The 14,400-nt window shown below is 54.5% G+C and carries 12 protein-coding genes and 1 pseudogene; 5 read left to right on the forward strand and 8 right to left on the reverse strand.

The genetic code is table 11. The features are described from left to right. The 4 genes from KR51_RS10175 to KR51_RS10190 form a co-directional block, all read left to right on the forward strand. Positions 1–367: rhomboid family intramembrane serine protease (locus KR51_RS10175; protein WP_022607416.1), on the forward strand; the 367-nt coding region annotated here is incomplete at its 5' end. 161 nt (positions 368–528) lie between these two features. Beyond that, entirely contained in the window at positions 529–903 is a 375-nt protein-coding gene (locus KR51_RS10180; protein ID WP_022607418.1) for a rhodanese-like domain-containing protein, read from the forward strand. A gap of 528 nt (positions 904–1,431) precedes the next feature. Continuing rightward, entirely contained in the window at positions 1,432–2,958 is a 1,527-nt protein-coding gene (locus tag KR51_RS10185; RefSeq protein ID WP_022607419.1) for a TM0106 family RecB-like putative nuclease, read from the forward strand. A 91-nt stretch (positions 2,959–3,049) separates the two neighbouring features. Continuing rightward, the gene (locus KR51_RS10190; RefSeq protein ID WP_022607420.1) at positions 3,050–3,562 is read left to right on the forward strand and encodes a hypothetical protein; all 513 of its coding nucleotides are present in this window, start codon (positions 3,050–3,052) and stop codon (positions 3,560–3,562) included. Between the two features lie 871 nt (positions 3,563–4,433). Here the strand turns inward: KR51_RS10190 and KR51_RS20235 are convergent. Then, positions 4,434–5,060, reverse strand: a complete 627-nt coding sequence (locus KR51_RS20235) for a YkvA family protein (RefSeq protein WP_022607422.1) — start codon at positions 5,058–5,060, stop codon at positions 4,434–4,436. 1,105 nt (positions 5,061–6,165) lie between these two features. Then, the gene (locus tag KR51_RS10200; RefSeq protein WP_022607423.1) at positions 6,166–7,518 is read right to left on the reverse strand and encodes a hypothetical protein; all 1,353 of its coding nucleotides are present in this window, start codon (positions 7,516–7,518) and stop codon (positions 6,166–6,168) included. 137 nt (positions 7,519–7,655) lie between these two features. Here KR51_RS10200 and KR51_RS10205 point away from each other — a divergent pair, with 137 nt between their 5' ends. Continuing rightward, the gene (locus KR51_RS10205; protein ID WP_022607425.1) at positions 7,656–10,463 is read left to right on the forward strand and encodes a UPF0182 family membrane protein; all 2,808 of its coding nucleotides are present in this window, start codon (positions 7,656–7,658) and stop codon (positions 10,461–10,463) included. Positions 10,464–10,645: 182 nt separating this feature from the next. Here the strand turns inward: KR51_RS10205 and KR51_RS10210 are convergent, their stop codons facing one another. The 6 genes and pseudogenes from KR51_RS10210 to KR51_RS10230 form a co-directional block, all read right to left on the reverse strand. Further along, positions 10,646–11,413 (reverse strand): fatty acid desaturase, encoded by a 768-nt coding sequence (locus KR51_RS10210; RefSeq protein WP_022607427.1) that lies wholly within the window; start codon positions 11,411–11,413, stop codon positions 10,646–10,648. Positions 11,414–11,595: 182 nt separating this feature from the next. After that, positions 11,596–12,120: a CDP-diacylglycerol--glycerol-3-phosphate 3-phosphatidyltransferase gene (gene pgsA / locus KR51_RS10215; protein WP_022607428.1), complete on the reverse strand. Its 525-nt coding sequence runs from the start codon at positions 12,118–12,120 to the stop codon at positions 11,596–11,598. Positions 12,121–12,197: 77 nt separating this feature from the next. Further along, a complete protein-coding gene (gene moaA / locus KR51_RS10220) occupies positions 12,198–13,181 on the reverse strand; it encodes a GTP 3',8-cyclase MoaA (RefSeq protein ID WP_022607431.1) in 984 nt (327 codons plus the stop codon). A 48-nt stretch (positions 13,182–13,229) separates the two neighbouring features. Next, a complete protein-coding gene (locus KR51_RS10225; RefSeq protein ID WP_040655899.1) occupies positions 13,230–13,529 on the reverse strand; it encodes a hypothetical protein in 300 nt (99 codons plus the stop codon). A 142-nt stretch (positions 13,530–13,671) separates the two neighbouring features. Beyond that, a pseudogene (locus KR51_RS21280) lies at positions 13,672–13,812 on the reverse strand (IS1380 family transposase); the annotation flags it as partial. Positions 13,813–13,844: 32 nt separating this feature from the next. After that, a partial coding sequence (locus KR51_RS10230; protein WP_022607433.1) for an IS256 family transposase occupies positions 13,845–14,400 on the reverse strand: 556 nt, incomplete at its 5' end.

Consider the following 14,400-nt stretch of genomic DNA (forward strand, 5'->3'; position numbering starts at 1 on the left):
TCTAGCTTGCGGCGTACTGGCCGGGCTCGCCCAATGGTTCTTCACGTCGATGTCCGATACGCCATCCCTGGGTGCCAGCGGAGCGATCGCGGGGGTGATGGGTGCATATATCCTGCGCTTTCCGAACGCCATCATCGAGACAATTATTCCGCCGCTTATTTTCTTTACGTTTCGCATCCCGGCGGTATTTTATTTAGGCTTCTGGTTCGTGCAGCAAGCATTCTACGGTCTTGGCAGCCTCTCGCCGAGCAACATCGGGATGGAAGGCGGAGGTGTAGCATACTGGGCGCATGCCGGAGGCTTTGTCTTCGGGGCGATCCTCGGACCACTGCTAGGTCTTTTCGACGATAAACCCAACAGTATCTAACGCGCACGACCGATCTTGCACTTGTACAAGTTCGCGCGATCTCTGTCTGAAGGGGGAAGCACAGCCAATTTGTAAAAATTGACGCCAAGAAACTTCACAAAACTCCAAGTAAATTGTTAAATTGTTGGTATTCGCCTCCGAGAAGTGATGCCGAGGACTCCATGGAAATTTTCTTTGAGTTGTTGCCCCAAGCAGCTCCCTTCAAGCCGCGGTCGCGCGTCTTCGACCTCAAGAGCCGCCTCGATTGGGGCGAGCCCGCACTGACGATAGTCGACGCCCGCCCGCGCGCGGCGTTCAACGAGTGCCACATCATGGGCGCGATTCCGCTGGCAGCTGACGAGTTGGTTGCTCGAGCTCAAGTCAACCTGGAGGTCGATCGCGATATTTACGTTTACGGTGAAACTGATGAGGAAACGGAAGCTGCGGCTGCGAGCCTGCGCGGCGCTGGCTACAAAAGGGTTTCTGAGATCGTCGGTGGCTTGGCAGCGTGGAAGGCGGTTAACTACGAAGTGGAAAAGACGGCAGTGGCGGTCTAACAAGCGAGTCGGATTCGGTACTTGCCAAGATCTCCCCGCCAGCGTTGGGGAGACTTTTTTTCAATGCATCGGAACGCTTCCCGGGTGCATCCTTGACGTGGCACCGGTGGCGTGCGATTTCGGTGCTTTACTCTTAACCATTCCAATTTCGCCGCAGGCCGTGGTTCGGGAATTCTCGCGTCTTAACGGTGGTAACCGCTATGGACTGAATGCGATCTCTGCTTGAGGGTGACCTCCGGCCAAGCCTGTTTTAGTCATTATTTTGGGATATGCGGCGGGCGCTGTCGTTGTTGCCGGCTTTTGCTTGGGCGTGGAGGCTTTTCTCCTCGTGGGATTGGCGTTCGACGCGCGTGCACTGGGTCAGCTCAACCTGCCTTGCTTTGTTCTTTGAGGCAGGACGATACGAATCAACTGCCTCGAGGCTGAGATAAATTGCAGTCGGAAGCCTGCCGGCCGTTCGCTACTATCGGTGCGAGATTCATGGTTTCGGACTCCCTACAATAAAGGCAATTCGCTTCCGGTTGCCCGATGCTTTTGACCGATAGCTTACTGCTGCACTATAAGCGCTGCAATCGGCGCGCATATCTCGATCTCCACGGCGACCCCGATCGGCGCGAACCTATCTCGGAGTTCCTGCTCAAGCTCCGACGCGAAAACCGACAGCAAATAGCGGCATTCTTGAGCGATCGCCCCCACGCTCGACCAGCTCCACCGCCAACCCCACAGAGTGTCCGTGCTGACCAAACCGAACGGTTTATGGCTCGAGGGGTCGAGTCGATCGCCGATGGCGTGGTGATGGTATGCGGCGATCGTGCCCGGACGCTGTTGGGGGTCGAGCTGCCCGATCTGGCGCTGGTCGGACTGCCAACGCTATTACTCAAGCAACCGGGGCGATCGCGCTTCGGCGACTGGCTTTACGTTCCGGCAAACATCAAACTCGGTCGCCGTCCCAAACCCGAATACAAAACCGCGATCGCCTTTCAGGCACTGTTGCTGGCCGACCTTCAGGAAGCTAATCCCCCGCACGCAAAGTTGATCCTGCGCGATCGCGGAATCCACACTGTCGACCTCGATAGCGGTATTCCCCGCGCCCGCGATGCAGCGGCACATTGCGTGCAAATGCTGCACGATCGGCAGGAACCGGACGTGTTTATCTCGCGCCAGCGTTGCAGTTTATGCCATTGGTACGGGCACTGCTATGGAACGGCCAGCGAACGGCAACATCTATCCTTGTTACCTGGCGTGACCCCCGCGCGCTACCTCCAATTGCAGGCAGCAGGTTTAACCGATGTCGAAGCGCTGGCTACGGCTGCCCCGGAGCAACTCAGCCCCGCACTTGAGGACGGCATCATTGCCCAACTACAGCAGCAAGCCCTTGCGGTATGGCAGCAGCGCCCGTTGTTGCGCCCGCATCTTAATGGCAGTCTTCCGGGCGGGCTACCCGAGGGCGACATCGAGTTGTATTTCGATATCGAAGCCGAACCCGAGCGCAACTTGGATTATCTGCTCGGCGTGCTGGTGGTCGATCGCCGCCGGAACAGCGATCGCTTCGTCGTCTTCATTGCCGAACGACCCGAAGACGAAGGGAGGATCTGGAACGAGTTTCTAGCCTTTGTCGCGCGCTATCCCGACGCACCTATTTTTCATTATTCGCAGTACGAGATCGACGCGATTCTTCGCCTTGCCGAGCTATATGCCACGCCGCGCGATCGAGTAGAGTTGTTGCTGGCAAGGTGTGCTGACTTACACCATCAGGTCGTCAGTACCGTCACGCTGCCGGTCGAAAGTTACTCGCTCAAAGCCCTGGCACAGTGGCTGGGGTTTCGCTGGCGCGATGCCGATGCGAGCGGCGAACAGTCGGTCTGCTGGTACGACCGCTGGCTGACGACCGGCGACCGCAGACTGCTGGAGGCAATTCGCCGCTATAACGAAGACGACTGCCGTGCAACCCATCGCCTCAAAACGTGGTTGGATGAATTCCTCGCTGCGAGCGATCGCTCGGTCGAACCAGCAACAACCGCCCCGCTCACTCCTCATATCTCCAAGAGCTCATAGCTCTGCGAACTTGTTTAAGGGGGATTGCAAGTTCCACCCCGACGAGCGCGCCTGGCTTGGGGTAGAATCAGGGCTATTTGAGGACTCAGCAATGACGATTGAGCAGCTTTTTGCCGCGATCGCGTTTTGGCGCGTGCCGCTGGTGCTGCTGATGCTAGCCGCGCCTTGGATAACTTATCTGATCTGCCACACTATTCCCGGACAGAGCGAGGAACCGGCCGTGCTCAGTGTCAATTTGGGATTGTCCATGCTGAGCTCGATCTTATGGCTGGGCTACCTTCTTTATGCCGTAAATATCGGCGGCGGGTGGCAACAAGTAGTCCGTAAAGACGATGTGGGTTTATTGCTCCTGCCGCCTTATTGCTTTCTGACCTCGCTATGGATCGCGCGTCGGCGCTTACCACTAGAGCTGGTGCCAGCAACGCGAATGCTGAGAGGCTTGGCTCTAATTTCAGTCGGTTTGTTTGCCCTGTTTTGGCTGCTCGGTCGCATTCGAATTTTTATCTTTTACTACGTGCCATTCCCAGTTTTTCTGGGCATTGTGCTGTTCTTGGTAGCAACGATCTATCTCGGGTTTAGCTATTTAAACGGGCGCAAATCATAGTCGTTGCCACTGATTGCCATTCTCGGATGCCCCAGGGGCGACGCACTCCCAGCTGAAGAAAAACTACCTGGAGCAATAGTAGTTAGGGTTTGCTGAAAAAGTCCACAAAACGAATTTAGGAGGCAGAGAGCTTATTGAATCTGGCTTTTACCATCTAGCCCCAGCTTTTTGCCTCGGATTCTCGGCCCAAGTGCAAGGGTTTTGAGGCTCTGGTGCCTATAAACTTGCAATTTCTTGCATAGAAAACGCTGAGATCGTTTCATTGCAGAGATTCCAGCCTTTTTCAGCAAGCCCTAGTTATTGTGTTGGCAAAGGTGCGTGTCACGATTTGCACTGACTTAAGCCGAAACCCTTTGTGCAATAGGGGGTTGAGGACATTACATCTTTGCTCCCTTAACCTCAGCTCAACAGCAAACCAATAGTGAGAATCGGTCCACGACCTTGCCGATATGTATTGACGGAGTCAGGAAGACCGCTGCTCAAGCCCCTAAAATCCTTGCCTGGATTAGATCTCGCGGATTCGAGCCTCCTTAACTTAGTGCCATTCATGCGTATCACCCTCTAGAAGGATGATTCCGTACAGGAGTGCAAAGACTCCTCGCAGTGCGCTAGGACCTACTGGTGCGGGAATTTAGACTGTTTCGGGGCTCAGGCGGCTTCCGAGTTTGCTCCTAAGACGGCGACAGGCACTCATCTTAGTCTTGGAGATTATCGAAGTTAGTGGGGGCTTTCATATAACTTAAACAGAACGTGCCTCCATAAATATCCAACCCCTTATGGTCGACTGGGCCCAAGATATAACGGATAGCATTATCTGAGCGGCACTTTCATCATGCTCGTGCCGGCGGAAGAAACAGCTTAGGTAGTTTACTCATTCCTTTTGATGGTACTCCACACCAAACTCTTTGCAAGCGATCGCCAACGCAGCTTCAGGAGATTCTTTCAGAGCACACTCAAAAGCTTCCATAGTCTTTCGCTTATGAGCGAGATCTTTAACTGCAAATCCGGTGAGCCCTATTCCGCACGCATCGACGAGCGCATCATCGAGTTGTCCAGCAACTGGAATGAAATCTGGGAACGCATCAACAGGTATTAGGGAATAAGCAACTACTGCAAATAGGTAAATAGCAATGGAGATAAGCCGCTGAGCAGTATCCCAGTGATTCACAACCCAGAGAAAAAATAATGAAGCGAAGAAATATATCATCGCCCCAAACCTCATATATCCAACTTTGCCACCAACCGTGTTCTTAACTACTACCTCTTGGGGAGTTTCCTGCCATAAATCTCGTACGGATGAGAGTATTTTCTTAAGAGGACCACGATGCTCGTACATTTTATTGGCCTCTTCAATCATCTCACCAGTTCCAAACACCGATAAAGATAGCGTGTAGAGCAGAAAAACTGCGCTGAGAAATACAAATACCCACGCGATCAAGTGGAGAGGGTTCCGACGAACAGAAGCAAAAAAGTTAGACAACATAGTAGGCGTTCCCATTCAGAGTCCTGTAAAGAATTGCAGTCCACTCAATAAACATCTCATTTGAGTCTTCACCACCAATGACTTGTATTTGTGACCACACGGACATTCATGACAATAAACTCGGTCCGAATTGACGCAAGGCACCTGCACGCACAATCAGGATAAGAATAGGCATACACCAGCTAGCCATTGATCGTGTTAGACAAGAGTATGCACATCCAAAAAACTGTAAATAAACACACTCCTATAAGAACTGTTCTCATCCCAGTTCGGCTTTGTCCTTAAGATTGTGGCTCGTGCTATAGAGCAACTACCCCTGCAAGGTAAGTTCTCAGAACCTTCAAACTTCATAACTTCGAATCGTTCATAGAAAAAGAATTAGACTAAAGGCTCTGAAGCCCCTGAAACCTGGTTGTAAACTCCAAAGGAAGTGAGCAAAGTCGAGAATATACTTGGCGACCAATCTTGATTGCGGGTTATAATTAGGAGATATCCAAATTCCGCCCCAAATCACTTGGCAATTGAATGACTGTGTCCATTGTTGTAGATCTCCGAGACGCTTGTAGGGTATTGACCTAAACATTCTTAGGTTTGCCAGTAATTATCATGGGAATTGAGCTTAACTTGCCTATTTATGTAGTCCATTTCAAAAATATACCGGTAGCTTGAAGCGTTGTAAACACTTCCATGAAACATTCTTTCTGAAGATACTGCCAGTTCGCAATTCACTTCGAGTGGTTGAAACTATCCGAGCAACATAGATGCGTCCCAATCGGGCTTCCATGATCTCCCCTGATAGCAGACTAAGGACCGAATCTACCCTGTGCTTCCTTGAGCCCTAGATTCAGGATCGGCGTTTCTGGAAACTTCTTATGGTCGGGATTTGTTAGGGTAGTATCTCCAATGGGGTGAGTGTAACCTTCTGGTGAATAGTTTATACCAATTTTCAAAATTCCTACGACAGATTAGGCAAACATTCCCCAGGGGTATAGGACCCCGAGCTACCTATGTCGCAGCACTTCTTAGAGTTGGACCGAGAAGAACGCACATCGAGAATTCCCTTCCGAGATGATTCTGATGCTCCCTTTCGTTGCGTTGACACTTAGAACTAAACTCCGAACTACTTTAGTCGATTCCACAACCATGTCCATAAGGCTTCCAAGCGGATCAGTAGGCGATCGAGCAAGGACAGCACTCTTTCCAAGAAATGCGGTTCGTAGCCCGCAGAGCTAGCATGCGCGTCGAGTGTCGCTGGGGCATCGCGATCGCTGGTTGAGGCTTGCGATCGGTTGCCGCGTGTCGGTGCGGCTGCTTTAGGTGCGGTGGTAGTAACAGCTGCCGAAGTTGGCGTGGTTGCTACCTGCACTACCGTTGTGACTGGAGCAGCGAGAGCACCCGGCTCGGCAGGCAGGGCTCCGGCGCTTGCAGGCCGGGCGCGGAGGGATGCCGGCTTCGATCCTGTTGTCTTATCTGCGGTCGCCGTAAGTTCGGTTGTATTCGAGGCGGTTGCGTAGAGATCGTCCCAACTCAACCACGGATCTGGAACCGTTTCAGTGGGAATGGCAGCGGCATCTAGGGTTAACTCTTCAGATGCTGATTCGGCATTGGTCGTTGAAAGGGGCTGGCGCGATCGCCCCCGATCGTGGAAGAAGTACTCGATTGCCGCACGTAACAAGGCCCGAATTGTAAATGGATCCACTGCCTCGGGATTGCCCGATGGAGCAAGTGCCTCTCCCGATGCAGATGCGAGCCCGGCAGCGGCTTCCAGTTGCGCGAGAGCACCGTCAAGCTGCTGCAATGCTAAAGGCGGTTTGTCTGAGGGTCCGGATACGGCCAGGCGCGATTCTCCGAACCAGTTCAGCCAACGAGCGATCGCGCCCTGCTGTACCCAGTGGAGCCAGCGGGGCAGCGGCAGGACTTTAGCTGGAGCAGGAGCAAGCGGTCGCGTTGCCGGAGGGGCACTCGATGTGCTTGCGGCATCGAGCGATCGCGCGATGCGCTCTAGCAATCGGTGTTGTTGGTCAGTGGTCAAACCAGCAACCATACCGTTACTCGCATCCACAAACACGATTTGGCGAGAATCCATACACGAAGCAACGGCGCGCACGGCGCGGTCCAGATCGTCCGACCCTGCAGTTTCTATGGAGTGGGCGGATGACTCTACGTCGATGTCCGTTCGCGCCGCACCCGCTACCGTAGGAATGAGGTCGCTGGCCGGCTTTGTCGGTCTTGAGGTCGGGTCGCCAGCCACTGGGAGCGCACCCCGCGCGTCGCTCGGGTGTTGCAGCTGCTGGTGCGCCCACCGCACCGACTGCACCAGTGCGTATACCGGATACACCACTGCCTGCAAACTCCACGTTGCAGCCACCTGCAGTCGTCGCGCTGCCACAGCTGCACGATCGCCGGTTTTCTGCCATCTTCGGTGCAAAAAGGTCAGCAGGCGACTGCTGTAAGGGCGGGTAGATATGGACATCGGCAATCTCAGCAACGCAAGCCAGCACGCACGAGCAACGCGATCGCCTGCGCTCGGTCTCCGAAACTCACTCGTCAGAACCGACGCCCCCCTAGGAGACGACTAGTACCCTGGAAATAAAAACAGGACCCTCGTTCGTGACAGAAAAGCAACTTCGGAAGCGCCAATCGCCCCTGCGCCGACTCACTAGTGGGCTGCTCATTGCGGTTGCCCTGATTGTATTCTGTTCGGGTACGCTAGTGCATTTGCTTGCCGAGTATTGGTGGTACGAGGCAATCGGCTACTCCGAGGTTTTCCGGACGCTCGTGGGCTGGCAGGCGATCGTGGCAATCGCCACCTTTGTCTCCTTTGCGCTGTTCTTATGGGGCAACTATGCTGTTGCAATGTCGGTTACACGCAACAAACCACTGCGCTTTTCCGCACAAGCCGATTTCGCCCAATCCTTCACCGAATATTCGCGACAGTTGCCGCGTTACTTAGTGCCAGTGGCGATTGTCCTAGTTGCTCTTGCCGCAACAGCCGCCAGTTCGGGAAGTTGGGAAGTCTTGCTGAAGTTCTGGCACGCAACGCCCTTTGAAAGTACCGATCCGCTGTTCGAGCGCGACATCGGATTTTACATCTTCCAGCTGCCGCTCTACGAGGGCTTGCAATCGTGGCTGACAGGGCTGCTTACCGCGGCGCTGGCAGTTGCGATCGGGGTTTATGCCCTGAAAGGCACGCTTGACTCTCGCCGCGGATGGCGCGATGTCGTGGATGGCACGGCACGGGTGCACCTCTGTCTGATTCTGGCCGCGATCGCTTTTTTGCAATCCGTCAACTTTTGGCTGCAGCGTTACGGTCTGCTTTACACCGATGGCGGGATCGTCTCCGGCGCGGGTTACACCGACGCGCACTCGCGGTTGCTGGCACTGACCTTGTTGAGCGCGACCTTACTGGTTCTGTCCGTTGCCTTTGTAGCTTCAGCCTGGCGCCAGGGATTTACTTTACCGACGGTTTGTATCGCTGCCTTCCTCGCTATTTACCTCGTCGTTGGGCAGGCATATCCCTGGTTCGAGCAGCGTTTCGTTGTCGAGCCGGACGAGCTTAACAAAGAACTGCCTTACATCGAATACAGCATTCACGCCACCCAAGCTGCTTACAACCTTCAAGACGTTCAACGCGAACCCTACGCGGCTGAAGACAACCTCGATCGCGCGGCGATCGAGCGCAATCAGGCTACTGTCGATAACCTGCGCCTCTGGGATTACCGCCCGTTACAGGCCACCTACCAGCAGTTACAGGGCATTCGTCCTTACTATCGTTTCAACAATGTCGACATCGACCGCTACGTTCTCAACGGGAAATTCCAGCAAGTCATGCTCTCCGCACGAGAGCTGTCGCAGTCGCCGCGGGATGCCTGGGTCAGTCAGCGACTGAAGTATACCCACGGATACGGCTTAGTTATGAGTTCGGTCAATGAAGTGGTGGGTGAAGGCGAACCGCGCTTGTTGGTTTATAACATTCCGCCGGTTTCTAATACCGATCTAGATATTGACGAGCCCGGAATCTACTATGGCGAACTGACTGGCAACTACATTTTTACCGGAACTCGTACTGCAGAATTCGACTATCCACAAGGTGAGAACAACCAACAAACCCAATACTCCGGACGCGGCGGCGTGCCTATTGGTCCGTGGTGGCGGCGACTAATTTATGCTTGGGATCTCGGTAGCTATAAGATCCTAATATCGCCTTACTTTCAGGCGGAATCGCGCATTCATTACGATCGCGATATTCTCAAGCGCGTTAAAAAGCTCGCCCCCTTTCTTCGCCTCGATAGCGATCCTTATATTGCTATTGTCGACGGGCGCATTCAGTGGATTATCGAAGGCTATACCGTCAGCGATCGCTACCCTTATTCCAAGCCGGTTTCTCAGATCGAGAATGCCGAGTCTATTCTGCTGCGCGGTCAGTACGAACGCCTGCTGAGCGGCCGCTTCAATTACGCACGTAACGCTGTCAAAGCCGTTGTCGATGCCTACGACGGCACGGTGAAGTTCTACGCTGCTGATGCCGAGGGCCCGCTCCTAAAAACCTACCGCCGCATCTTCCCCACGTTGTTTGCCGATCTCGACACCGCACCGCCAAGTCTACGCGATCGCTTCCGCTATCCGTTGGATCTATTTGAGATCCAGGCCCAGATGTATCTGGAATATCACATGGATAATGCCGAGGTGTTCTACAACCGCGAAGACCTCTGGCAGTTTCCTAAAGAAGCCTATGAAGACAAACAGCAACTTGTCGAACCTTATTACATCATCATGCGTTTGCCGGACGCCGAATCCGAAGAATTTGTGTTGGTGTTGCCGTTCACACCCAACCAGAAGGGGAATCTGATTGCCTGGCTGGCAGCGCGCTCAGATGGCGACAACTACGGCAAACTGCTGCTATACGAATTTCCCAAGCAGAAGCTCGTTTTCGGTCCCGAGCAAATTGAAGCACGCGTCAATCAAGATACTGAGATTTCGAAGCAGTTCAGTCTTTGGAACCAACGAGGTTCGCGCGTCAAACGCGGCAACCTGCTGGTAATTCCTATCGAAGACTCGCTGCTTTACATTCGCCCGATATACCTCAGTGCCGAGCAAAGCGAACTTCCGCAGCTCAAACAAGCGATCGTCGCCCTTGGTGGGCGCATTGTCATGCGCGACACGTTGGACGAGGCGCTTGCAGCCATCTTCGGCACGCGCGTCACCAATCCCAACACTGCCGATCTCGAGCGCGAACGCGCCACAGCGGCGCTTCCTCCCCGCACCCGCGATTTGGTTCGCGACGCGCGTGCGACCTACGATCGTGCCCAAACGGCGCTCCGCACCGGCAATTGGACAGAATACGGTCGTGCAATCGACGAGTTGGGCTCGACTTTGGAGGAGCTAGAGCGTGCCACAGCTAACGGTCCTGCCAAATAGTTCGCAATTGGTTACCTCAGATTCTTGGTAACGTCAGTGACGCATTCTCATTGCACTACTAGATCGAAACATTCGAGAACTAGTAGCGATATGGGTTTGACGAAGATTTTTGAGAGCCGATTTAAAGCCTATTTCTGACTGCTGTTCCCAGCAATCGACCATATATGCATCTCTGCATTTGCCTACTCTTTTATATTCGCTAGGACGAGAGAGCGTGCGGCTGGCAACTGCCACCAAGGTAAGTGGGGGTAGCGGTGGTGCTCTTCGTGATAGGTGAAATGGAAGCAAGCCAGGAGCGAGATCGGTGGCGACCAAGCATAAGTAAGGGTGCGGCTGGCGTTCTGGTACCCACCATCCGGATAGCGGTGTGGCAGGTAGGTGCCGAAGAAAAAGAGCTGGAGCGAACTCAGTAGCGACGGCACCACCCAAAACAATATCAAGTTTGCCTGCGAAATGTTCAAGCCGTAAGCGAGGAAGTTATAAATCAACGTCAAACCGACCAGCTGCGACCAGCTCCAGTAACCGCCCATGAAACGCAGATACCAGATAAATAAGTTGCGTCCCGGTGCCCGGAAATCGGGGTCGCGATCGCTGGCTGGATAGCGATGGTGCTGCCAGTGCTTTTTACGCAGTTTGCGGTAATCGAAGAGGGCGTAACAGGTGACGGCAATCCGACCGATCGCATTATTGAGCCGCAGGTTGTAGGGACAGACGGCTGCATGCATGGCGTCGTGACCGGTGATGAATAAACCCGTGAACAAGATCGTTTGCCACAGCATCACCGGAATGCACCATAGGCGCAAAACTCCAACATCGACGAGCATCAAGGCAGTGCTACTTGCCAGCCAGACTCCGAGGATCGCCAGCGCTACATACAAACCGCCTCCCAGTTCTAGTTCGATGAAATCATCCTCGCAGGTAGGCGGAATTGGCGATCGCGTTTGAGTCACGGTTACGGTCTCCTTAAATTGCAGTAGTGGCTGACGCGAGGGACCATTGCTAAACCTACTGGCGTCGAACCAGCAGGCAACCGGTCATATGTAAAGTTTTGTAAAACTGCAGCTACGTTTGATTGTACGCAAAGGCTCGAGAAACGGCTCTAACTCTAGGCAGAGCAAGCACGGCCTCCGGTTCACTCGTCCGCGGGAGATTGCGTCCCGACCAGGTAAATTGCTCCTGAGAACAGCGTCAGTATGACGGACGCTCCAAACATAACGGTGGCGACGCGCGCCCAAGCTGGTGGCGCCGGCGCGAGCAGCAGTGCAACGGCAGCAATCTGAACCACAGTTTTGAGCTTGCCCCAAAAGTTTGCACCGGGTACCGCAGTCATGGTGGGAGAGACGCGCCAGCCGGCAACGATCAGTTCCCGTGCCAACAGCAGGAAGACAGCCCAAGCCGGAATACGCTGCCACTGCACGCAAATTAACAGCGGTGCAAGAACAAGAAGTTTATCGACCAAGGGGTCGAGGAATTTGCCGAGTTCTGTGATTTGGTCGAACCGGCGAGCGATGTAGCCATCGAGCCAGTCGGTCCCCGCTGCCAGCAGGAAGACACTCAAGGCCAGCCACCGCGATTGCGCGGTCGGCTCCTGCAACCAAACGAACAGCAGTGGAATCGCCAGCAAACGCGACAGCGTCACCCACGTTGCCAGGGTCACGGGCTTACCTCACCAACCAGATCGCCGCCATCCTATCGCGTTGTGGCAGCGATGCCGAACGCACCGCTGCCGATCGCTCAGCCGCCGATTTGCGACATCGTACGCGCGTAGATACCGGTTGAGGTGCCGCTGTCGCGCAGCTTGAAGTTGATTTCGCCTTTTTGCTGCAGAAACTGTTGGACGCGATCGCGTAAATCTGCTGTTGTCACGCCCGCGCGCAGCAGCGCGCGCAGGTTCACTTGACCGGTTTCGTTGAGCAAGCACGGTCGCAGCCAGCCATCTGCCGAGAGCCGCACGCGATTGCAGCGATCGCAGAAGCATTCGGACATTTGCGAGATAAAACCTAGGGTGCCGCGCGCGCCGGGAATCTGAAATACGTCGGCTGGACCGTTTCCGCGTAGGGTTGCTGCCACCAATCCCCAACGAGCGCGAATTCGTGCTCGCAATTCCTCCGAGGGCACCCAGGCGCGATCGCCAAACAACTCGGGATTGCCGATGGGCATGAATTCGATAAAACGCACGTGCCAGTTGCGCTCCAAGGTGAGCGCTGCGAGGTCTAGCACTTCATCGTCGTTGATGCCGGGAACCACCACGACATTTAGCTTTAATGGGTCGAAACCGACACGGTGCGCTGCGAGAATTCCATCCCACACTTGTTGCCAGCGATCGCGCCGCCCGACGATCTGGGCGAAGGTATCGGGGTCGAGGGAATCGAGGCTGATATTGATGCGTCGCAGTCCGGCATCGTAAAGCGCCTGGGCCTTGCCGGCCAGCAGATAGGCATTGGTGGTGAGCGATAAATCTTCAGTTTGTGGCAATGCTGCCAGTACGCCAACTACGTCTACTACGTCGGCTCGTAGCAGTGGTTCGCCACCAGTCAGCCGGAATTTGGTAAATCCCAGCGGCGCGAACACCGCTCGGACGAGCAACGCGATTTCCGCACAGGTCAGCCACTCTTGCCGGCGAGAGAAGTCCAGCTCCATGCCTGCGGGCATGCAATAACTACAGCGAAAATTACAGCGATCGAGCAAGCTGATGCGAAGGTAGTCGATGCGATTCATAGAGCGGTGCACGATCGCTTCAGGACTGGGGTTTCAAATGGTTCCACTTTAAGCAAAATTACCGATTTTGCGGCGATCGTGGTTTGACAATGTGCCGGTATGCCGGTGAGGCTCTCGATTTTCCATTGGGTTATCAGTCCCAGTTGCCCTCGAGCGGACAATAGAACCCATTCCCAAAGTCATTGCATTAACCAACAATATTTGGCGAAGGCTGGTGTAGCAGATGTAAATCAGCATTTGGGCGAATGGTAATTGCCTGAACTTTTCGAGAGCACCCATCATCGCGGCCGGGCGGTCGGGTTTGCAGCCACCGTCTTCGTCAGGAGTATAGATGGAGTAGTCAACCACCCAAAACTGACCTCTGTCGGGATTGACATCGAGGCAGCTGACTAAACCAATACCCCTAATGTCTCCGCGAGAATTACCGCTGAAATGACTGCGCGTGAGTTCGATGGCGCAGGGGAGGCACCTGTCGCGGACCCTGTCCTCAAAAACGATGCCGCCGTCGGTCTGCTCTTAAGCCTCGCTTCAATTCTTTAATGCGGTGTTCGGAATCTGCGCCTCGTTGCACGTAGAGTTGGTCGTATACCGCTGCGGCATCCCACCTTAAATTGGTTACTAGAAAGCGGGGGGTGTCAAGTTTTTTGTGTAAGCAAGTAGACCTCAGTCGGTGAAGCACTCGGGATGCTGGATGGCAAATCGCGCTAGCGCCGCCTTCCAGTTCGCCAGTGGCATCGTCCATTTCTCGGAAATCTTCTCCAGCGCTAGGTAGAGCAACTTGAAGACCGCTGCCTCTGACGGAAATGACCCCTTGGTCTTCAATACCTTCCGCAACGAGTCGTTCAGCGATTCAATCGCGTTGGTCGTGTAAATCACTCGCCGGATTTCCGGCGGGTAATCGAAAAACGGGATGACTTGCTCCCAATGCCGCAACCACATCGCACTGATGGTCGGGTAGGTGGCGTCCCACTTCTCGGCGAACTCCGCTAGCGCATCCTCGGCGGCCGCTACCGTCGCCGCGCGGTAAATCGCTTTCAGGTCCGCTGCTACAATCTTGCGCTGCTTCCAGCCAACATACTTCAGCGAGTTGCGCACCAGGTGCACCAGACACAGTTGCACCCTGGTCTCGGGAAAGGTCGCGGCAATCGCCTCGGGAAACCCGCTCAGCCCATCGACGCAGGCGATGAAGATGCGCTCCACTCCCCGGTTCTTCAGGTCC

This window comes from Rubidibacter lacunae KORDI 51-2 (assembly GCF_000473895.1).
Lineage (GTDB): Bacteria > Cyanobacteriota > Cyanobacteriia > Cyanobacteriales > Rubidibacteraceae > Rubidibacter > Rubidibacter lacunae.